Annotated in this window: 20 protein-coding genes; 9 read left to right on the forward strand and 11 right to left on the reverse strand. The window is 61.2% G+C overall.

Annotation, left to right across the window (positions count from 1 at the left end; genetic code table 11):
• Positions 1-68 precede the first annotated feature (68 nt).
• From AC2FNC_RS11285 to meaB, 3 genes are all read right to left on the reverse strand, one after another.
• The gene (locus tag AC2FNC_RS11285; RefSeq protein WP_480484525.1) at positions 69-218 is read right to left on the reverse strand and encodes a hypothetical protein; all 150 of its coding nucleotides are present in this window, start codon (positions 216-218) and stop codon (positions 69-71) included.
• 189 nt (positions 219-407) lie between these two features.
• Entirely contained in the window at positions 408-695 is a 288-nt protein-coding gene (gene rpmB, locus AC2FNC_RS11290; RefSeq protein ID WP_008756960.1) for a 50S ribosomal protein L28, read from the reverse strand.
• A 232-nt stretch (positions 696-927) separates the two neighbouring features.
• The gene (meaB, locus tag AC2FNC_RS11295; RefSeq protein WP_480473639.1) at positions 928-1,899 is read right to left on the reverse strand and encodes a methylmalonyl Co-A mutase-associated GTPase MeaB; all 972 of its coding nucleotides are present in this window, start codon (positions 1,897-1,899) and stop codon (positions 928-930) included.
• 173 nt (positions 1,900-2,072) lie between these two features.
• Here meaB and hrpB point away from each other — a divergent pair, with 173 nt between their 5' ends.
• The 3 genes from hrpB (at position 2,073) to AC2FNC_RS11310 (ending at position 6,745) form a co-directional block, all read left to right on the forward strand.
• Positions 2,073-4,526 (forward strand): ATP-dependent helicase HrpB, encoded by a 2,454-nt coding sequence (gene hrpB / locus AC2FNC_RS11300; protein ID WP_496715383.1) that lies wholly within the window; start codon positions 2,073-2,075, stop codon positions 4,524-4,526.
• Positions 4,527-4,718: 192 nt separating this feature from the next.
• Positions 4,719-5,177 (forward strand): NUDIX hydrolase, encoded by a 459-nt coding sequence (locus AC2FNC_RS11305; RefSeq protein WP_496715372.1) that lies wholly within the window; start codon positions 4,719-4,721, stop codon positions 5,175-5,177.
• Between the two features lie 89 nt (positions 5,178-5,266).
• Positions 5,267-6,745, forward strand: a complete 1,479-nt coding sequence (locus tag AC2FNC_RS11310; RefSeq protein WP_480473642.1) for an inorganic phosphate transporter — start codon at positions 5,267-5,269, stop codon at positions 6,743-6,745.
• Between the two features lie 9 nt (positions 6,746-6,754).
• On the opposite strand, the gene AC2FNC_RS11315 is transcribed toward AC2FNC_RS11310, so the two are convergent.
• Both AC2FNC_RS11315 and AC2FNC_RS11320 read right to left on the reverse strand, forming a co-directional pair.
• Positions 6,755-7,729 (reverse strand): 2-dehydropantoate 2-reductase, encoded by a 975-nt coding sequence (locus AC2FNC_RS11315; protein WP_496715373.1) that lies wholly within the window; start codon positions 7,727-7,729, stop codon positions 6,755-6,757.
• 45 nt (positions 7,730-7,774) lie between these two features.
• Positions 7,775-8,770 (reverse strand): pirin family protein, encoded by a 996-nt coding sequence (locus AC2FNC_RS11320; RefSeq protein ID WP_496715374.1) that lies wholly within the window; start codon positions 8,768-8,770, stop codon positions 7,775-7,777.
• Between the two features lie 273 nt (positions 8,771-9,043).
• On the opposite strand from AC2FNC_RS11320, the gene AC2FNC_RS11325 reads away from it, so the two are divergent.
• Complete coding sequence (locus AC2FNC_RS11325) at positions 9,044-9,532, forward strand: peptidase associated/transthyretin-like domain-containing protein (RefSeq protein WP_496715375.1); 489 nt, start codon at positions 9,044-9,046, stop codon at positions 9,530-9,532.
• Between the two features lie 3 nt (positions 9,533-9,535).
• The gene (locus AC2FNC_RS11330; protein WP_496715376.1) at positions 9,536-10,132 is read left to right on the forward strand and encodes a ferric reductase-like transmembrane domain-containing protein; all 597 of its coding nucleotides are present in this window, start codon (positions 9,536-9,538) and stop codon (positions 10,130-10,132) included.
• 28 nt (positions 10,133-10,160) lie between these two features.
• On the opposite strand, the gene AC2FNC_RS11335 is transcribed toward AC2FNC_RS11330, so the two are convergent.
• From AC2FNC_RS11335 to AC2FNC_RS11350, 4 genes are all read right to left on the reverse strand, one after another.
• Positions 10,161-10,505, reverse strand: a complete 345-nt coding sequence (locus tag AC2FNC_RS11335) for a 5-carboxymethyl-2-hydroxymuconate Delta-isomerase (RefSeq protein ID WP_496715377.1) — start codon at positions 10,503-10,505, stop codon at positions 10,161-10,163.
• Positions 10,506-10,563: 58 nt separating this feature from the next.
• Positions 10,564-11,490, reverse strand: coding sequence for an ornithine carbamoyltransferase (gene argF, locus AC2FNC_RS11340; protein WP_496715378.1), 927 nt, complete (start codon positions 11,488-11,490; stop codon positions 10,564-10,566).
• A 75-nt stretch (positions 11,491-11,565) separates the two neighbouring features.
• On the reverse strand, positions 11,566-12,753 hold the full coding sequence (locus AC2FNC_RS11345) for an aspartate aminotransferase family protein (RefSeq protein WP_480473651.1): 1,188 nt from the start codon (positions 12,751-12,753) through the stop codon (positions 11,566-11,568).
• Between the two features lie 245 nt (positions 12,754-12,998).
• On the reverse strand, positions 12,999-13,256 hold the full coding sequence (locus tag AC2FNC_RS11350; RefSeq protein WP_480495119.1) for a zinc ribbon domain-containing protein: 258 nt from the start codon (positions 13,254-13,256) through the stop codon (positions 12,999-13,001).
• A 74-nt stretch (positions 13,257-13,330) separates the two neighbouring features.
• On the opposite strand from AC2FNC_RS11350, the gene AC2FNC_RS11355 reads away from it, so the two are divergent.
• The 3 genes from AC2FNC_RS11355 (at position 13,331) to AC2FNC_RS11365 (ending at position 15,975) form a co-directional block, all read left to right on the forward strand.
• Positions 13,331-13,696 (forward strand): MerR family transcriptional regulator, encoded by a 366-nt coding sequence (locus tag AC2FNC_RS11355; protein WP_496715379.1) that lies wholly within the window; start codon positions 13,331-13,333, stop codon positions 13,694-13,696.
• 52 nt (positions 13,697-13,748) lie between these two features.
• Complete coding sequence (locus AC2FNC_RS11360) at positions 13,749-14,633, forward strand: DMT family transporter (protein WP_480473653.1); 885 nt, start codon at positions 13,749-13,751, stop codon at positions 14,631-14,633.
• Between the two features lie 106 nt (positions 14,634-14,739).
• On the forward strand, positions 14,740-15,975 hold the full coding sequence (locus AC2FNC_RS11365; RefSeq protein ID WP_480476807.1) for an MFS transporter: 1,236 nt from the start codon (positions 14,740-14,742) through the stop codon (positions 15,973-15,975).
• Here the strand turns inward: AC2FNC_RS11365 and AC2FNC_RS11370 are convergent.
• Complete coding sequence (locus AC2FNC_RS11370; RefSeq protein WP_480624044.1) at positions 15,972-16,775, reverse strand: ABC transporter permease; 804 nt, start codon at positions 16,773-16,775, stop codon at positions 15,972-15,974. The genes AC2FNC_RS11365 and AC2FNC_RS11370 overlap by 4 nt on opposite strands.
• Before the next feature lie 126 nt (positions 16,776-16,901).
• On the opposite strand from AC2FNC_RS11370, the gene AC2FNC_RS11375 reads away from it, so the two are divergent.
• Entirely contained in the window at positions 16,902-17,471 is a 570-nt protein-coding gene (locus tag AC2FNC_RS11375) for a GcrA family cell cycle regulator (RefSeq protein ID WP_267363457.1), read from the forward strand.
• Positions 17,472-17,655: 184 nt separating this feature from the next.
• On the opposite strand, the gene AC2FNC_RS11380 is transcribed toward AC2FNC_RS11375, so the two are convergent.
• A complete protein-coding gene (locus tag AC2FNC_RS11380) occupies positions 17,656-18,330 on the reverse strand; it encodes a class I SAM-dependent methyltransferase (protein ID WP_496715381.1) in 675 nt (224 codons plus the stop codon).
• Positions 18,331-18,563: the final 233 nt, after the last annotated feature.

An 18,563-nucleotide genomic window follows, 5' to 3' on the forward strand; every position in this document is an offset into this window, starting at 1 on the left:
CTGACCCAGCTATAGGTCAGCAACGGGAAAAGCTTCAAGCGCCAAAGGGTCGCGCTTGAAGCTGTTTTTCAATAATCCAGTCCGGGTCTTTTCACCCTGTCTGTGGTGAAGCTGGTATGGGACCGGTTCACCCAGCGCTGCATCCGCGTGCAGGTTGCAATTGCCTTGCGGAATACCGCGGCCAGAAACAGGAAAAGATAAAAACTTTTTAACGTCATAATGTGGCCCCCGCCTGATGGATGACAGTGACGTTAGGTCAGATTCGGAAACCTGTATGTGAAGAAGTTCACCAATGGCGAAAAATTAGTTCCAGATTGAAAACAATGGAGGCCGAAAGGGACTGGCCCAACAGAAAAGGCCCCGCACCGATAGGGTGCAGGGCCTGAAATACTGTTAAGTGAAAGACCTTAGGCCGAAGCTTGCGCCTTGGCGATTTCTTTCTTCACTTTCAGAGCATTTGCCGACAGCTCATCGTCCTTGGCTTTGGCCAGGAACGCGTCCAGACCACCGCGGTGGTCAACCGAACGCAGCGCAGCCGCCGAGATGCGCAGCTTGACGCCACGGCCCAGAGTTTCGGACTGCAGGGTAACGTCGTTCAGGTTCGGCAGAAAACGACGACGAGTTCTGTTTTTGGCGTGGCTGACATTGTTGCCAGTCATCGGGCCTTTTCCGGTCAGTTCGCAACGGCGCGACATGGTTTCTTCCTTTGTTTCTGGAGGCCGGGCTAGATACCCGCGGCCAAATCACAAGGGGCGCAACCCGAAGTCGCGCCCGAAAACTGGTTGGATGCGTGTAGTGGGAATCGCGCGGAGGGTCAAGACGGGCTGCGCGAAATCTTTCATTTTGCCTGCCATGCAGGAATGGCCCGGACGGGCCATGCCGTTGGCGAGAGTATTTGGCAAAAGGTGAAGCGGCCATGACGGCCCTTCAGCCGAGCGTGTCCAGAAGTTGTCCGGCAGCAACCGCCGGGCTGAGTCGTCCCTGCGAGACTTCGTCATTCAGGCGCTCCATCTCGGCGCGGGCCTGCGGTGTATCGAGACGGGCGAGAAGGGCGTGGCGGACCTCCTGATCGAACCAGTAGCGGGCCTGGGCAGCGCGGTTTGCCTCCCAGATACCGGTGTCGCGGCGCCATTGGGTCAGGGTTTGCATTTCGTCCCAGGCCTGTTCCAGCCCGTGTTCTTCGACGGCGGAAACGGTCATTGCCTTGGGGAAGCCTTCGGGGTCCTGCGGGCGTTTGCGCAGCAGCCGCAGTGCGCCGGCATAATCCGCGCAGGTGCGGGTGGCGGTGGCTTTCAGGTCGCCATCGGCCTTGTTGACCAGAATGATGTCCGCCATTTCCATGATGCCGCGCTTGACGCCCTGCAACTCGTCCCCACCCGCCGGGGCCAGCAGCAGCAGGAACAGGTCTGACAGTTCGGACACCACAGTTTCCGACTGTCCCACGCCCACGGTTTCGATCAACACCACGTCATAGCCTGCGGCCTCGCACAGGGCGATGGCCTCGCGGGTGCGGCGGGCGACGCCGCCAAGGTGGCTCTGGCTGGGAGAGGGCCGGATGAAGGCGTTGTGCTCGCGGCTCAGGCGTTCCATCCGGGTCTTGTCGCCCAGGATCGAGCCGCCCGAGCGGGCCGAGCTGGGATCGACCGCCAGAACCGCAACGCGCAGCCCCTGCCCTGTCAGCATCATGCCAAAGCTTTCGATGAAGGTGGACTTGCCCACGCCGGGTGTGCCAGACAGACCGATGCGCAGCGCCTGACGCCCCGAACCGGCAAGCTGTGCCAGAAGGTCGCTGGCCTGTGCCCGGTGATCGGCGCGATTGCTTTCAACAAGGGTGATCGCACGCGCCAGCGCCCGGCGCTCGCCCTTCAAAATTCTGTCGCTCAGGCTGTCTGTCTGCATTCTTGTCCCGTTCCTAGAGGCAGGAACAGTTGCCGTGCTTGGGGGGCGTTTGTCCAGACCGGAGGCGGCAGGAAGTGCGAAGATCGCGCAGCCTGCGTCATTTCGTGCGGGGCGATTTGCTGATGTGCGCGCGGAAACTGGACGCCACCTGCGGGATCGCGGATAAGGGCCGGATGACCCTACGCCTGCCTATAGACGATGCCATACCCGGCCTGCTGGACGCCCTGCGGACGCAGGGGCGGGCCGTGCTGCAAGCACCGCCCGGTGCGGGCAAGACCACGCGGGTTCCGCTGGCGATGCTGGAGGCGGGTCTGTGCGGCGGCAGGATCGTGATGCTGGAGCCGCGGCGGCTGGCGGCACGGGCCGCGGCAGAGCGGATGGCAGAGACGCTGGGAGAGCGCGCGGGCCAGAGTGTTGGCTACCGCGTGCGGGGCGATGCGAAAGTGTCAAAAGACACAAGGATCGAGGTGGTGACCGAGGGCATTCTGACCCGAATGCTGCAATCGGACCCTGACCTGCCGGGCATCGGGGCGGTGATCTTTGATGAATTCCACGAACGTTCATTAAACGCGGATCTGGGGTTGGCCCTGTGCCTTGAGGTCACGGGCGCGCTGCGGGACGATCTGATTCTGCTGGCCATGTCGGCCACATTGGACGCGGACCCGGTGGGGCGCCTGATGGCCGCGCCGCTGGTTACGTCGGAAGGGCGGAGTTTTCCTGTCGAGATGCGCTGGCTGGACCGGCCATTGGGGCCTCAGGCACGGCGGCTGGATGCATTGGTCGATCTGGTCGTTGAGGCCGAGCGCGAGACCCGCGCCACCGGTGGCGGGATCTTGGTGTTTCTGCCCGGTGAAGGTGAAATCCGGCGGGCTGAAGCAGCCCTGACCGGACGCCTGCCCGCCAGTTGCACGGTGCGCCCGCTGTTCGGAGCCATGCCCTTTGCGGCCCAGCGCGCAGCGATTTCCCCGGTTGAGACCGGGCGCAAGGTGGTGCTGGCGACGTCGATTGCCGAAACCTCGCTGACGATCCCCGATATCCGGGTGGTGGTGGATATGGGGCAAGCGCGGCGGGCACGGTTTGATCCGGGCTCGGGCATGTCCCGACTGGTGACCGAGCGGGTGACACGGGCCGAGGCCACGCAACGCGCGGGTCGTGCGGGCCGTGTGGCAGAGGGGCTGTGTTACCGGCTGTGGTCAAAGGGGGAGGATGGCGCGCTGGCCGCGTACCCGCCTGCCGAGATTGAAGCCGCCGATCTGACCGGGCTGGCGCTGGAGCTGGCGCTGTGGGGCGCGGATGCCGCCGATCTGGCCTTTCTGACCCCGCCACCCGAAGGCGCGATGGCCGAGGCGCGCGCCCTTCTGGCGATGCTGGGCGCGCTGGACGGCAAGGGGCGGATCACCGAACACGGGCGGGCGCTGGCGGCGCTGCCGTTGCATCCCCGGCTGGGGCATATGCTGGTGCGGGCCGGACCGAGTGCCGCGCCTTTGGCCGCCTTGATGGCCGAGCGCGACCCCCTGCGCGGCGCGCCGGTGGATATCGCCTTGCGGCAAGAGGCACTGCGGGATGTGCGCACCTTTCAGCGCAACCGGGTCTGGCAGGTGAACATGGGCGCCGTGGATCGGATCAATGCCGAGGCCAAGCGGTTGAGGAAACAGGCCGGAAGCAAGACGGACGATCTGAGCGCTGCTGCCATGGCCGCCCTCGCCTATCCCGACCGTATCGGGCAGCGGCGCAAGGGCAATGCGCCGCGTTATGTGTTGTCGGGGGGCAAAGGTGTCGTGCTGGACAGCGGCGATTCGCTGGCGGCGGCGCCTTTTCTGGTTGTCACCGACACCGATGGAAACCCGCGCGAGGCAAAGGTGCGGATGGCCACCCAGATTTCGGAACGCGAGATCCGCGAACTGTTCGCCGACCAGATCCATTGGGCCGAGGTTTGCGCCTGGTCAAAACGTGAGCGGCGGGTTGTGTCACGACAGCAGGAGCGGTTTGGGGCGATCACGCTGGACGACCGCATCTGGAAGGATGTCCCGGACGCCGCCGTGGCGCGTGCGATGCTGGACGGGGTGCGCGATCTGGGATTGCGGCTGGACGGGGCCACCGCACGGCTGGCCGCGCGGGTGGAACTGGTGCGCGCCGACGGGGTGGACCTGCCCGACTTTTCGGTCGAGGGTCTGATGGCCGAGCTGGACGACTGGCTGTTGCCGATGCTGTCCGGTGTCAAAAGCGCGGAGGACTGGAAACGGTTCGACCCGCTGCCCGCCTTGCGCGCGCGGCTGGACTGGGTCCAGACCCAGGAACTGGACCGGCGCGCGCCGGGATCGTTTGAAACACCCCTGGGGCGCAAGGTACCAATCGATTATGGCGCGGCGGTCCCCGAAATCTCGGTTCGGTTGCAGGAACTGTTCGGAGTGACCCGGCATCCGGTGGTTGGCGGACAGCCCCTGAAGATTACGCTGCTGTCCCCGGCGCAGCGCCCGATCCAGATTACCCGCGATCTGCCGGGGTTCTGGGCCGGGTCCTATGCGGATGTGCGCAAGGATATGCGGGCGCAATACCCCAAACATCCATGGCCCGAAGACCCGACACAGGCCGACCCGACGCTGAGGGCCAAACGCAGGCAGGAATAGACCCATTGCCGCGTTGCTTCCGGCAAGCGGCTCAGGCTTTCGGGGCTGTTGCACGAAATCTCACAAATCACAGTAGATTGACCGAAGAACCGGTCATAATCAGAAATAAGCGGACATTTCATTGAAGTCTGGCATTATTGTTGTTACGTCACACAGGTTTCGAAGACAGAAACAGGATTTGAAGAACATATCATGAGTGCTTGGCTGCAAAATATCTGGGAAGAGGTCGGACGCCCCTTATTCCTGCGTCCCCAAAGGGTGCAGTTTGCGGCCCTGTGCACGCGCAAGCACGAGGATCAGGACGAGGTTCTGCTGATCACCAGCCGCGAAACCGGGCGCTGGATCATCCCGAAGGGCTGGCCTGTCAATGGTCTGGACGGGTTGGAGACGGCCCTGCTGGAGGCGTGGGAAGAGGCTGGCGTGCGTGCAGAAGCGGTCGACAAGGAGCCCATCGGCCAATTCACCTATGACAAGATCTTCAAGGGGGGATCAGCACAGTCGGTCCTGACCCGCGTCTACCGGGTTTCCGTGCGAGAACTTGCCGATGATTTTCCCGAAGTGGATAAGCGCAAACGTCAGTGGTTTTCACCGGCAGAAGCCGCCAAACGGGTGCAGGAGCTCGAGTTGCAGGCGCTGCTGCGACAGATGTAGCCGTTTCGCAACAATTTGATGGCTGCGCGCTTGCCCCTGAACCGGGAAACCGTTAGCTGCGGGCGATCTGCGAAACTTTGACCAAGCCCATGTCTGACACAAATTCAAAACCGCGCTGGCAGTCGCTTGACAGCGACCTGCAACGCATCTCGCGCGTAGAAATCGCCAATCTTCATGTCGCCCGCCCGCTGCTGGCGCCGGGAATTGCACTGGCGTTCATGGTGCTTGCCGGATTGATGGCGGCGGTGCTGTTCGGTCGGGCCGACGGCACCTATATCGTCGTGGCTGCCGCCGCGTTCGGAGCCTATATGGCGATCAACATCGGTGCCAATGACGTGGCCAACAACATGGGTCCCGCGGTGGGTGCGAACGCGCTGACCATGGGCGGTGCCATCGTGATCGCCGCCGTTGCCGAAAGCGCGGGCGCTTTGCTTGCGGGAGGCGACGTCGTCTCGACCATCTCGAAGGGGATCATCGACCCGGCCTCGGTGCAGAACACCAATGTGTTCATCTGGGCCATGATGGCGGCGCTGATCTCGTCCGCCATGTGGGTCAATCTGGCGACCTGGATCGGTGCGCCAGTGTCGACAACGCATTCGGTTGTGGGCGGGGTCATGGGCGCGGGGATTGCCGCTGCCGGTCTGAGCGCGGTGAGCTGGGGCACGATGGGCGCGATTGCCGCCAGCTGGGTGATCTCTCCGGTTCTTGGCGGCGTGATCGCGGCTGGGTTCCTGGCGCTGATCAAGACCAAGATCCAGTATCAGGACGACAAGATCGCCGCCGCGCGGCGTTGGGTGCCGATCCTTGTGGCGGTGATGGCGGCAGCGTTTGCCACCTATCTGTCGGTCAAGGGTCTGAAGCGGATCGTGAAGATCGAACTGGAGGTGGCGCTGCTGATCGGTCTGGGCAGCGGCGTGCTGGTCTGGGCGCTGACGGTTCCCTGGGTACGCCGCAAATCCGAGGGGATGGAGAACCGGACCCGGTCGCTGAAAACCCTGTTCGGCCTGCCATTGGTGATATCGGCCGCGTTTCTGAGTTTTGCCCACGGCGCCAATGATGTGGCCAACGCGGTCGGCCCTCTGGCGGCGATTGTCCACGCGGCTGAGTTCGGAGATTTCGCCCAAAAGGTTTCGATCCCGTTATGGGTGATGATCATCGGCGCGTTCGGGATATCGTTCGGCCTGTTTCTGTTCGGGCCCAAGCTGATCCGGATGGTCGGCAGCCAGATCACCAAGCTGAACCCGATGCGGGCCTTTTGCGTCGCACTGTCGGCGGCGATCACTGTCATTGTGGCCAGCTGGCTGGGCCTGCCGGTCAGTTCCACGCATATCGCCGTTGGCGCAATCTTTGGCGTCGGGTTCTATCGCGAATGGCAGTCGGATCGCAGGCGGAAGCAGAACAATGGGAGAAACGCGACAGCGCAGAAGCTGGCCCCCGAAGAATTCCGGCGGCGCAAGCTGGTGCGGCGGTCGCATTTCATGACGATCATTGCAGCCTGGGTCGTGACCGTGCCCGCCGCCGCCGCCATGTCGGCCGTGATTTTCTGGATACTGACCGGCCTCGTCTGACGACCGGGATCAGAGCCTGATCTGTTCCGGGGACAGCGGATGATCAGGCGCGTGTTTGATCAGGTCAGACACTTTTGTGCACAGGGGGGTGGGCACCCCGGTCTCGTGTCCCAGCCGAATGATATGGCCCTGAAGGCTGTCGATTTCCGTTTGCCGCTCGGCCATCAGGTCATAGGCCATCGAGGTCCGGGCGGTGGGGTCGATGGTGAGCATCCGCGCCGCGATCCGGCTGAACAAAGGTGTCGGCAGGCGCAGGATATGCGGCGTCAGCCACGCCGGAAGCGGCGTTGTCGAGGCCACCGGATGCCCGGCCGCCTTGAGAACGGACAGCGCCTCGGCCATCTGGTCGGCCATGAGGTTGCGCCAGTCACGGCTGAGCAGCTGATCCACAAGCGGCAGGCCTGACAGCGCGTTCAGCGCGTTGTTCAGGTTGATCACCAGCTTGCCCCATTGCACCGCCTCGATCCGGTCACTTGCGATAACGGGCAGGTCCGGGCTGCTGAGGGCGGTGGCCAGGTCGCCGGGGCCGTTCTGGATCACAATTTCGCCTGATGTGGCCCGGTGATAGGTGGCGGGGCCGTTCGGGACCACGTTGAAGGGGACCATTCCCGCGCGCACATCGCGACCGGGCAGCGCCTTGCGCAGGGTCGCCGCATTCTCGATCCCGTTTTGCCAGGACAGGACGGGCGCATCCCGACAGGCGGCGTCCGCGATATGACCGGCCATATCCGCCGTTGCCCCGGATTTGACGGTGACAATGACCAGCTCGGCCTGATCCAGGCAGGCGGGATCCGTTCTGAGTGTCAGGGCTTCCGCCGCAACATGGTAATTGAGGCCATCGTAATTCGTGACCGTCAGCCCATGTTCGCGGATGGGGTCCAGTACACGGGCACGGCCCAGCAAGGTCACCGCATGCCCCGAGCGGGCCAGTAAACCGCCGCAGTAGCAGCCGATGCTGCCCGCGCCTGCGATGACAAGTTTCATGATACCCCCTCTGGTATACCAGAAAGGATCACCGCAAACGGACGGTTACACAAGCCCACCCGCCGCTGACGCCGCTCGCGGGCGGGCCAGCCGGGGCTTTGTGCGCTCAAGCTGTTCCGAAATGGCAATAAATTCGCGGTTATCCCCTGCCGGAAGGTGGAACGCGCCACTGACCCAATCGGCGCTTTTCCACTCATGAATCGCCGTCTCGATCTTTTCTTTCGAGGATGACACGAAATTCCACCAGATATAGCGATCCTTATTCAGGGTAGCGCCGCCCAGCAGCATCAGCCGCGCACCTTGCGGACCCGCTCGGGCCGACAACCTGTCACCGGGGCGGAACACCATCATGCGGCCTTCGTCGAATGTGTCGCCAGCAATCTCGATTGATCCTTGCGTGACATAGACACCGCGATCCTCATGGTCGTCGGGCAGCGGGAAAGTCGCGCCGGGGGCGAGTTCAACATCCAGATAAAAGGTCTCGGACAGCATCGTCACGGGGCTGGATTCGCCATAAGCAGTGCCGAGGATCAGCCGTGCGCTGACGCCCTTGTCTTGGATATGGGGCAGCGCGCCTTGCTTGTGGTGTTCGAACTCGGGGGTCATATCCTCATGCGTTTCGGGCAGGGCAAGCCAGGTCTGAATGCCGAACAGCTTGTGGCCTTTACCGCGCGTTTCTTCGCTGGTGCGCTCGGAATGGGTCACGCCACGGCCTGCAACCATCCAGTTGACCTCGCCGGGGTAAATCATCTGGTGAGTGCCGAGGCTGTCGCGATGTTCGAATTCGCCCTGATAGAGGTAAGTGACGGTTCCCAGCCCGATATGGGGGGGCGGACGCACGTCAATGCCGCCTTCGGTGACAAATTCTGCCGGGCCGACCTGATCGAAGAAGATGAACGGGCCAACCAGTTGGCGTTTGACCGAGGGCAGCGCGCGGCGCACCTCGAACCCGCCCAGATCGCGGGCGCGGGGAATGATGAGCGTTTCCAGCGCATTTTTTTCGGAGGCGCATTCGGGGTCATGGGTGGGGTTCCAACTCAATCCTGATCTCCTTTTTTGGTCCTGCGAGACGGCTTCATGTTCGCCCATGCTGAAGGTATTGGGAAAGTATCGCATGAAAAGTGCATTTTTGCACAATGATCGTGAAGTCCCTGGAGCGATTTGCAGATACTCACAAAGGCGTGGAATGGCGTATTTGGCACGCTCCTTCGCGACTCTCGGAATCATGAACAATCGTGCTATCTTTAGACATCGGGTGTCGCCGGTTCAGGGAAGCCAGTCGAAGATGGGATTCAACCGACAGGAGTGGATGCAATGGCCCGACTCGAAATCAACCGCCGCAAGTTTGTTGCGACAGGGATTGGTACACTTGCAGCCGGTATGATCGGCATTTTCACACCTGCGCACGCCGCCGGTCTTGCGCCGACACCGTCGATGCGGGGCGGGTCGAACAATTACAGGCCCGGTGCGCCGATCGTGAAGCGCATCGGCGGCGGCGGGTTCTGGATGACCGGCACCGTGCGGCGCGCGGGCGACGGAGCCCCCCTGCCCGGCCAGCGCATCCAGATATGGGCCCACACGACCGAGGGGCATGAACGTGACCAGCGCAGCCATGGGGCGACACTAACCGATGCGAACGGAGAATTCCGGTTGGAAATGCCTCAGATTGTGCCTGCTTTTGGTCAACCGCACGGGCATCTGGCCTATGACAGCGGTGAATTTGAGACTGTGTTCCTGCGCCCTGTGATGGCGAGCGCAAAGGACAAAAGCCTTGCTGCACATTTCGTGCTGCAACCTGTCTGACAGGTGTTAAAGCGCGTTGCGATCTGGGCGGCATTGATCGCCGCACTTCTGGCACCGGTCGTAGCAGCGGCTTTCAGCCCCTATCTGGCGTGGCGAGAGCCGGTTTACATCGTCGCCGGTTTCGCAGGCATCATCGGGATGTGTCTTCTTCTTCTGCAACCCTTGCTGGCCGGGCGTTGGTTGCCCGGACTTTCTCCGGTCAACAGCCGCCATTGGCACAGGCGGTGTGGCTTGGCCCTTGCTGCAAGCATTATGATCCATGTGACCGGCTTGTGGATCACAAGCCCGCCTGATGTGGCGGACGCATTGCTTTTCGTGTCTGCAACACCTTTTTCGACATGGGGGGTCATCGCCATGTGGGCGGGTTTTGCGGCGGCGGCAATGGGGAATTTTCGGCAGCGACTAAACTTGCGGTTTCGGGTCTGGCGCCTGGGCCATGCAGGACTGGCCATGGTAACCATTCTGGGTAGCGTCATTCACGCACTGTTGATCGAAGGTACGATGGAGACGATGACCAAGGTCGCTCTGTGCGCGCTGGTGGTATTGGTGAGCGTGGGAACACTCGCCAAGTTGCGGATTTGGGAGGTGCATCGGCGTTAAACCCCCGAGGCACGCTACCGGGTCCGCGTCAACCTGCCAGCCGCTTTGCATAGGTGGCGCGGGTCATCTCGACATCCTGCACGGTGATGCTGCCGACCTCGGGCATGGTCTGGGCCAGAACTTCCAGAATGATCGCGTTAAGCTCGGCCCGCGTGGCCTCATCCCGTCCGCGCATCAACAGCAGCGTGGCATGCACGAAGGTCTGCGGTTGCGTTCCGACGTAGGAATAGGCAATCGGCGCGGCGCGGATCTTGAGCGCTGAGGCGTCGATTTCATCATGTTTTGCGAGAACGGTATGCAGCCGCTCGCAAATCATCTGGAAATCATGGGTGTCGTCCAGAGATTTGGAGAATTCCAGGGTAACGTGAGGCATTGAATGCTCCGGGGGTCATGAGAGAGCCTGATGGCCCTCTCGAAACTGCAAGTTGATCTTAAACGCCCAGACACCAGCGTATTACGGCCTTTTGTGCGTGCAGGCGGTTTTCGGCCTCATCGAAGATGACCGAGTTCGGGCCGTCCATGACCTCGGAGGTTGCTTCTTCCTCACGATGCGCGGGCAGGCAGTGCATGAACAGCGCGTCGGGTTTGGCATGTGACATGAGTTCCGCGTTGACCTGATAGGGGCGCAGCATGTTGTGGCGACGTTCCTTGGCGGATTGGCTGTCATGCATCGAAACCCAGGTGTCGGCAACCACCAGATCCGCGCCCTCGACCGCTTTGTGTGGGTCCCGTTCGATGACGACTCTGGAACCCTTCTGGCGGGCAAACCCCAAGAATTCTTCTTCCGGATCAAGCTGGGCCGGGCCACTGAAGGTCAGATCGAAGCCGAATTGACCCGCCGCGTGCAGGAACGAGGCGCAGACATTGTTGCCATCACCGGTCCAGACCACTTTCTTGCCGGCGATGGGGCCGCGGTGTTCCTCGAACGTCAGCACGTCGGCCATGATCTGGCAGGGATGGGTACGATCGGTCAGACCGTTGATGACGGGCACGTCGGAATACTCGGCCATTTCGGTCAGGATGGTCTCATCGAAGGTGCGGATCATGATCATGTCGACATAACGCGACAGCACACGGGCGGTATCGGCAATAGTTTCGCCGTGACCCAGCTGCATGTCCTTGCCCGACAGCACCATGGTCTGGCCGCCCATTTGGCGTACACCGACGTCAAAGGACACGCGCGTCCGGGTCGAGGGCTTTTCGAAGATCAGCGCGACCATGCGGTCTTTCAGCGGCTGTTCGTCGTCAGGGGCGGCCTTGGGACGGCCCAGACGCGCCTGTTTCATCGCGCCCGCCTGATCGATCATGGACCGCAACGCGGTGGCATCGGTTTTGTGGATGTCGAGAAAGTGATTCATATCGCTTCGCTTTTGGCTGGTCGGGCGGTGGGGGCCAGCCCCCACACCCCCGGAGTATTTGGGAAAAGATGAAGCTCAGGCAGTTGCGAGCTGGGTTTCGATCTGATTGGCGGCCTTTTCGAGGCGGATCATGGCCTGGGCGATGTCATCCTCGGTCAGGGTCAGGGGCGGCAGCAGGCGGATGACGTTGTCGGCGGCAGGGACGGTGATGACCAGATTGTCATAGCCCGCATTGACCACGTCGATATTTGGCGCCTTGCATTTCAGGCCGAGCATCAGGCCCGATCCGCGCACCTCTTCGAAAACCTCGGGGTGATCGGCAACCAGACCTTCGAGTTTCTGGCGCAACAGACCAGCCTTGCGGTTGACACCTTCGAGGAAGGCGGGTGTGGCGACCTGATCGATCACCGCACAGCCCACGGCACAGCCCAGCGGGTTGCCGCCATAGGTGGAGCCATGCGTGCCTGCGGTCATGCCGGATGCCGCGTCTTCGGTTGCCAGCACGGCGCCGAGGGGGAAACCACCGCCGATGCCTTTGGCGACCATCATGATATCCGGGGTGATCCCCGCCCATTCATGGGCGAAGAGCCTGCCGGTACGACCGACGCCGCATTGCACCTCGTCCAGGATCAGCAGCAGACCGTGTTCGTCGCAAATGGCGCGCAGGGCCTTGAGCTCGGCATCGGGCACGGGGCGGATGCCGCCCTCGCCCTGAATCGGTTCGATCAGGATGGCTGCGGTATTTTCGGTGATGGCGTTGGTGACACCGTCGAGATCGCCAAAGGTGACGTGGACAAAGCCCGGCAAAAGCGGGCCAAAGCCTTTGGTCATCTTCTCGGACCCGGCCGCTGCGATGCCCGCCGACGACCGGCCATGGAACGAGCCGTCGAAGGTGATGATCTCAACCCGTTCGGGCTGGCCTTTGTCATAGAAATACTTGCGGGCCATCTTCACGGCCAGTTCACAGGCTTCGGTGCCGGAATTCGTGAAGAATACCGTATCCGCAAAGGTGTGTTCGACCAGCTTGTCTGCCAGTGCCTGCTGTTGCGGGATGTTGTAGAGGTTCGAGACATGCCACAGCGCGTGGGCCTGTTCCGTCAGGGCGGCCACCAGCGCCGGATGGGCATGGCCCAGCGCGTTCACCGCGATCCCTGCGCCGAGGTCCAGAAAACGTCGGCCATCCGCTTCAGTCAGCCAGGCGCCTTCGCCCTTTACAAATGACAAGGGCGCGCGGTTATAGGTCGGCAGAACGGACGGGATCATGGGATCATCCTTTTCGGGTCGTTTGAGCCTCGTGAGTGATACACTAAGGCCCGCTTCGTCAACAGATTTGGTGAGAATTGTGCCAATTTGGCAGGCACATGGGATCAAACAGGCCGATTACGCAGAGCGGCGTCGGCGTCGGAGCAACTGGATATGTGCGCGTTTGATCATGGCCGCTCTATAGACGTGAAAAGACAGCCTGAAAACCCCATTATTGCCGCAGGGTCAAAATTGCCACCGGATCATTACGCCGAGCGCCAGCGGTCGAGCTTGCCCATGCCGCGGGTGAAAGCCCAGGCAAGGATGCGGGGCATGCCTTTGGCGACAAGGGCATCGACGCAGTGAGACTGAAACTCTTCCAGCGATGCGTCGGGATGGCGGAACGCACCGTTTTCGTAACACAGCGAGCAGTAACGCGTGCTGCGCCCGCCGCCAGCTTCGGACCCGCCGCCCTGGGGGTCTTTTGACAGCGGCATGCCGCAACTTTGGCATTTGGGACCCATGGTGCTTGTCCTTGCAGAGAATAACTGTCTGACATAGGATCAAAACCATGGAGTTGAGTCAACGGTTTTGAAACATGCGGATCGGGGAACTTGCGCGGCGCAGCGGGCTGAGCCGTGACACGCTGAGGTTTTATGAACGCCAAGGGCTGATCCGGTCAGCTCCGGGGCCGGACAACACCAACAGCTATCGCGACTATCCCGAAGAAGCGCTGATCACGCTGGAGCAAGTTGCAGATGCACAGGCGGCAGGCATCAGCATTGCAGAGCTGGTCATGTTGCTGGAGCAGTTGGAAGCCGCCGATCCCGACAGCTTTGACGGCGAGGCGTTTTTGCAGGACCGGATTGACGAGGTCGAAGCACGGATCGCACGGGCAGAGCGGTTTTTGAACAGCCTCAAACAAGCCAAGGCGGCGCTGGCTGCCCCTCCGGTTTTGCGCTGAGCGCAGATTTGCGTCTTGCCAAGGCCCCCGTTTTGGCGCACCGCTTTCGCCCATGTTCACCCCGAAGGCGCAAAATCCTGCTGTGGCCGCAGGGCTGATCTTTGTCGCGACCGCCTTTATCGCGGCGACGACGCTGTTGGCCAAGGCGTTGGGGACGGAGACACTCGGGCCTCCCTTGCACGCGATGCAGATCAGTCACGGGCGGTTTCTGTTTGCTCTGTTTGCCATCCTGTCGGCGGTCGCAGTGCTTCGCCCCCGGCTGGGACGGCCCCATTGGGGGCTGCATGTCGGGCGAACCAGCTTTGGCTGGGCCGGGGTGACGTTGATGTTCGCGTCTGTTGCGTTCATTCCGATGGCGGATGCGACGGCGATTTCCTTTCTGAACCCTGTCTTTGGTATGGTACTGGCCATTCCGCTATTGGGGGAGCGGGTCGGCCGGTGGCGTTGGCTGGCGGCGGCCGTGGCCCTTGTGGGTGCGGTGATCCTGCTGCGCCCGACACCTGCAAGTTTTCAGCCCGCCGCCCTTCTGGCGCTGGCTGCGGCGGCGTTTATCGGGATGGAGCTGATCTTTATCAAGAAACTGTCGGGGCGCGAGGCTCCGATCCAGATTCTGCTGATCAACAACACGATGGGGCTGGTGATCGCTACGGTCGCGGTCAGCTTTGTGTTTCAAATGCCTACGCCGCAGCAATGGGTTGCACTGGTGGGGATCGGCCTGCTGATGGCCTGCGCGCAGGTTTGTTTCATCAACGGCATGGCACGGGCGGACGCGTCATTCGTGGCCCCGATCAGCTATGCCACGTTGATTTTCGCCGCGCTGTACGATTTTGCGGTGTTTGATGTGATCCCCGACCGGATCAGTCTGATTGGCGCGGTCACGATTCTGACCGGAGGGCTGATCCTGGTCTGGCGCGAGGCAGTAAACCGCCGGACCTGACAGAAAAAACCGTCCTTGCGGTTCAGGGGCGACCTTTGTGTCGCAAACCCCCATGAACGGCAAAGCAGCAGGCGCATTCTGGGCTGAGTTGATTTGCGAGTTTGTCATGCATGAACGCCGAATACCTGAATGGGTCCGCCACGCGCCTGCCCCATCAGTTCGCGATTTTGGGATTCTGGCCGGGATTGAAGCCATCGTGCGTGGCATCCTGATTTCAGTCTTTCCGCTGGCGATGTACCGGGCGCTGGGCGATGCCTCGTCCGTGTCATTCCTGTATTTCCTGATTGGCATCCTGTCCCTGCTGGTCGGGTTGATGGTGCCGTTCCTGATCCGTTTTGTACCGCGCAGATGGGCCTATTCCACCGGTTGTGTCATGTTCATCTGTGGTGCATCGCTGGCGATCGAGGGCAGCCCCGAGGCCGTGGTCGGCGCATTGGCCCTAAATACCATGGCCACGGTTGTCACTTTCATCTGCTTCAACACCTATGTGCTGGATTACATCAGCAAGATCGAACTTGGCCGGTGCGAGACCAGCCGCATGTTCTACAGCGCTTTGGGATGGACGGGCGGCCCAATGGCCGGTGTCCTGCTGATGGAGCTGTGGCACCCTGCCCCGTTTGTCATCAGTGCCGGTGCAGCGCTGGTCATGCTGGCGCAGTTCTGGCGCATGCGTCTGGGCAATGGCAAGCTGATCACCAAGGCCCGTGGTCCGGCCAACAACCCGTTGGCCTTTCTTCCCCGGTTCTTTGTTCAACCCAGATTGGTTGCCGGATATCTGTTTGCAATGATCCGGTCCTGCGGGTGGTGGATATATGTGGTCTACCTGCCCATTTTCGCCATCCAAAACGGGCTGGGAGAACAACTGGGCGGCATCCTTCTGTCGTGCACAAACGCCATGCTGCTGGCCGCCCCGTTGATCCTGCGCTGGGTCCAGACGCGGTCGCTCAGGTCTGCTGTTCGCATCGGGTTTGCCGCCGCGGGGGGCTGCTTCTTCGCAGCCGGATTGGTCGCGGGATGGCCGGTCGCCTCGGTCGCTGCGCTGGTTCTGGGGTCTGTCTGGCTGATCGTTCTGGATATCTGCGCCGGATTGCCCTTCCTAATGGCCGTGAAACCGTCTGAGCGAACCGAGATGTCGGCGATTTATTCCAGTTACCGCGATGTCTCGGGCATTCTGACGCCCGGTATTGCAGCTCTGGTCTTGCTGGCGGCACCGGTGGCCGGTGTGTTCGCGGCAGGCGGGATTGCTTTGTTTGGGGCATGGGCTGTCTCGGCCCGCTTGCATCCGCGGCTGGGCGAACCCAAGCCTGCCCTGTCGCCCGATAGGCTGGCAGAGCCCGGTTAAGCCTTAAGCCGATAGCCGGTACGCAGCATCTGCCAGGTGATCAGCCCGATGGCCAGCGTGGCAAAACCACAAACCGCCATGCCCAACCACGGAGAGCTGTCGGACACGCCGATCATGCCGTAACGCAGCCCATCGATCAGGTAGAAGACCGGGTTCAGGTGGGTCAGGCGGTTCAGGACAGAAGGCAGCGCCTCGACCGAATAGAAGGTGCCCGACAGGAAGGCCAGAGGTGTGACGATGAAGTTGGTGATCGCGGCCATCTGGTCGAACTTGTTCGCAAAGATCCCGGCAAAGAGGCCCAGCGCGCCCATGAATGCGCCACCCAGAACAACAAAGATCAGCGCAATCAACGGGTGCTGGGGCGCGATGGACAGCAAAACCAGCAACGCAATCGAAATCACCAGCGCGATCATCAGGCCACGGGCGATGCCACCGGCAAGATACCCCAGCAGGATCTCGAGCGGGGACAGCGGCGGCATCAGCGTGTCGACGATATTGCCCTGCACCTTGGCAATCACCATCGAAGAGGAGGTATTGGCAAAGGCGTTCTGGATCACCGTCATCATCAGGATCCCCGGTGCCAGAAACACCACAAACGGCACGCCCATGACGTCAGGGCGGCTGGGCCCAATGGCGATTGTGAAGATCAGCAGGAACAGGCCAGCCGTGACCAGAGGCGCCAGAACGGTCTGGGTCCAGACCGAAAGAAAGCGCCGGATTTCGCGCTGCGCCAGCGTGTAAAGCCCCATCCAGTTGACCGCTCCAAAGCTGCGTGCGGTCTGTTCTGCGGGATTCTGCATGCTTTGCCCTCAACCTGATTCGAAGACAGCTTGTAACTCGGGCCGCAGTGTTTAGAATAGGGGGCTGAGACGAATTCCCAAGGCGGCCCGAATCCGGGGCCGCTTTCCGCTTTTGAAAGGCTGACGATGTCCTGGACAGACGAGCGCGTAGAACTGCTGAAGAAGATGTGGGGCGAAGGCCAGTCGGCCAGCCAGATCGCCAAGGAACTGGGTGGCGTGACCCGCAACGCGGTGATTGGCAAGGTCCACCGCCTGGGCCTGTCCAACCGGACAGCAGGCGCAGCCCCGGCCAAGTCCGAACCGAAAGAGAAACCGGCACCCGCGCCCAAGGCCGAAGCCAAGCCCAGACCCATGCCAAAGACAGAACCGGCGCGCCCGGCTGCTGCTGCCGAGGCGAAACCCGCCGTTCCGGCCCGCCGCCAGATCATCCCGGCCGGTCAGCCGCTGCCGCCGCAGCCCTCGGCCAACGAGATCAGCCCCGAGGCGCTGGCCAAGGTCAACGAGATCGAGAAGAAAGCCAAGAAGCTGACGCTGATGGAACTGACCGAGAAAACCTGCAAGTGGCCCGTGGGCGACCCCGCGACCGAGGATTTCTGGTTCTGCGGCCTGCCGGTTGAAGCAGGCAAACCCTATTGCGAGGCGCATGTTGGCGTGGCCTTCCAACCCATGAGTTCGCGCCGCGACCGGCGGCGGTAGTTGCGAACACAAGAACCTAAATCATGTCTATGGAACGTGAAAAGGGCAGAGGCGTTGCATAGTCAAGAACGACGCAAGGCGTAACGGGCTCTTACACAGAAAACACCCTCGCTGAATGCTGCGAGGGTGTTTTAGTTCGGAGCGTCAACTTTGCGGACAATTAGGACACTGGGCCGTCAAAACTCTAGGTGAAAACTTGGTAGTGATATGATGCGCACGGTTGATGTAGGACGCGCTTGCCATCGACGCTTTCGATGACGCTTTCAAAAGTTTGCCGCATATCGGAAGCCACTGCTTCGTACTGTGAATACCGGTCAGGATCAGGTCGCACGATCTTATCCAAAAAGTACTCAAAAGTTGGGTACTCCCGGGTCAAAACATACTCATTTTTGGCCAACAAGCTGTAGCTTTGGTCTTTATCGAGTCGATTCAAAACGTTGTGGGAGTTTGTACGCACAGACGTCTCGTCTTCGACCATCCGAACTACGTCAAACATTGTTCCATACGGATAAGGTTCGACCACATGCAATCGACCGTTTTGCCTCAAAACCCGGCGAACTTCATCGAAGGCGGCTTCGTGCAGATTGGCTGGCACGTGATGTAGAGAAAAGAAGAAACAGGCCAACTGCTGTGAGTCTGTTTCCAAAGGCAAGTTTTCTGCCGTTCCTAGTCGAACATCAACGTCGGGTGGCAAGTTTGATTTCGCATTCGATACTTTGGCGGGGTCAATTTCGATGGCGGTTACATGTGCACCCTCCGCATGAAGTTGCTTTGAGTACACGCCATCCCCCGCTCCGATATCAACAACTGGGCGACCCTTCATCGAATACATGGACCGCAACAGCGCAATATGTGCCATGTGGATAACCTCCAATGCGACGGCGCGCACAACATTTCCAAACTAGCACAGAAACATAGTAAAGTCCGAATGGGTTCGAACCGGGCATTCTCTGTTAATCTCATGGGGGTCCGCTGAGCGGAGAGGGTGTGTGAAAACTCCCCTATTTTGACCGGACTGATGGTATAATTTCCGTATTCGGTACGGAGGTTGTTGATGACGCAATTTATCGAGGGTCTGGACCGGCAGCAGGC

The organism is Ruegeria sp. BHSA123, from assembly GCF_059613425.1.

What these genes read in the sequence shown, in the direction of transcription:
- AC2FNC_RS11285 (WP_480484525.1), bottom strand. Translation starts at nt 218, where the DNA reads ATGACGTTAAAAAGTTTTTATCTTTTCCTGTTTCTGGCCGCGGTATTC.
- rpmB (WP_008756960.1), bottom strand. Translation starts at nt 695, where the DNA reads ATGTCGCGCCGTTGCGAACTGACCGGAAAAGGCCCGATGACTGGCAAC.
- meaB (WP_480473639.1), bottom strand. Translation starts at nt 1,899, where the DNA reads ATGCAGACAGACAGCCTGAGCGACAGAATTTTGAAGGGCGAGCGCCGG.
- hrpB (WP_496715383.1), top strand. Translation starts at nt 2,073, where the DNA reads ATGACCCTACGCCTGCCTATAGACGATGCCATACCCGGCCTGCTGGAC.
- AC2FNC_RS11305 (WP_496715372.1), top strand. Translation starts at nt 4,719, where the DNA reads ATGAGTGCTTGGCTGCAAAATATCTGGGAAGAGGTCGGACGCCCCTTA.
- AC2FNC_RS11310 (WP_480473642.1), top strand. Translation starts at nt 5,267, where the DNA reads ATGTCTGACACAAATTCAAAACCGCGCTGGCAGTCGCTTGACAGCGAC.
- AC2FNC_RS11315 (WP_496715373.1), bottom strand. Translation starts at nt 7,729, where the DNA reads ATGAAACTTGTCATCGCAGGCGCGGGCAGCATCGGCTGCTACTGCGGC.
- AC2FNC_RS11325 (WP_496715375.1), top strand. Translation starts at nt 9,044, where the DNA reads ATGGCCCGACTCGAAATCAACCGCCGCAAGTTTGTTGCGACAGGGATT.
- AC2FNC_RS11335 (WP_496715377.1), bottom strand. Translation starts at nt 10,505, where the DNA reads ATGCCTCACGTTACCCTGGAATTCTCCAAATCTCTGGACGACACCCAT.
- argF (WP_496715378.1), bottom strand. Translation starts at nt 11,490, where the DNA reads ATGAATCACTTTCTCGACATCCACAAAACCGATGCCACCGCGTTGCGG.
- AC2FNC_RS11345 (WP_480473651.1), bottom strand. Translation starts at nt 12,753, where the DNA reads ATGATCCCGTCCGTTCTGCCGACCTATAACCGCGCGCCCTTGTCATTT.
- AC2FNC_RS11350 (WP_480495119.1), bottom strand. Translation starts at nt 13,256, where the DNA reads ATGGGTCCCAAATGCCAAAGTTGCGGCATGCCGCTGTCAAAAGACCCC.
- AC2FNC_RS11355 (WP_496715379.1), top strand. Translation starts at nt 13,331, where the DNA reads ATGCGGATCGGGGAACTTGCGCGGCGCAGCGGGCTGAGCCGTGACACG.
- AC2FNC_RS11360 (WP_480473653.1), top strand. Translation starts at nt 13,749, where the DNA reads ATGTTCACCCCGAAGGCGCAAAATCCTGCTGTGGCCGCAGGGCTGATC.
- AC2FNC_RS11365 (WP_480476807.1), top strand. Translation starts at nt 14,740, where the DNA reads ATGCATGAACGCCGAATACCTGAATGGGTCCGCCACGCGCCTGCCCCA.
- AC2FNC_RS11370 (WP_480624044.1), bottom strand. Translation starts at nt 16,775, where the DNA reads ATGCAGAATCCCGCAGAACAGACCGCACGCAGCTTTGGAGCGGTCAAC.
- AC2FNC_RS11375 (WP_267363457.1), top strand. Translation starts at nt 16,902, where the DNA reads ATGTCCTGGACAGACGAGCGCGTAGAACTGCTGAAGAAGATGTGGGGC.
- AC2FNC_RS11380 (WP_496715381.1), bottom strand. Translation starts at nt 18,330, where the DNA reads ATGGCACATATTGCGCTGTTGCGGTCCATGTATTCGATGAAGGGTCGC.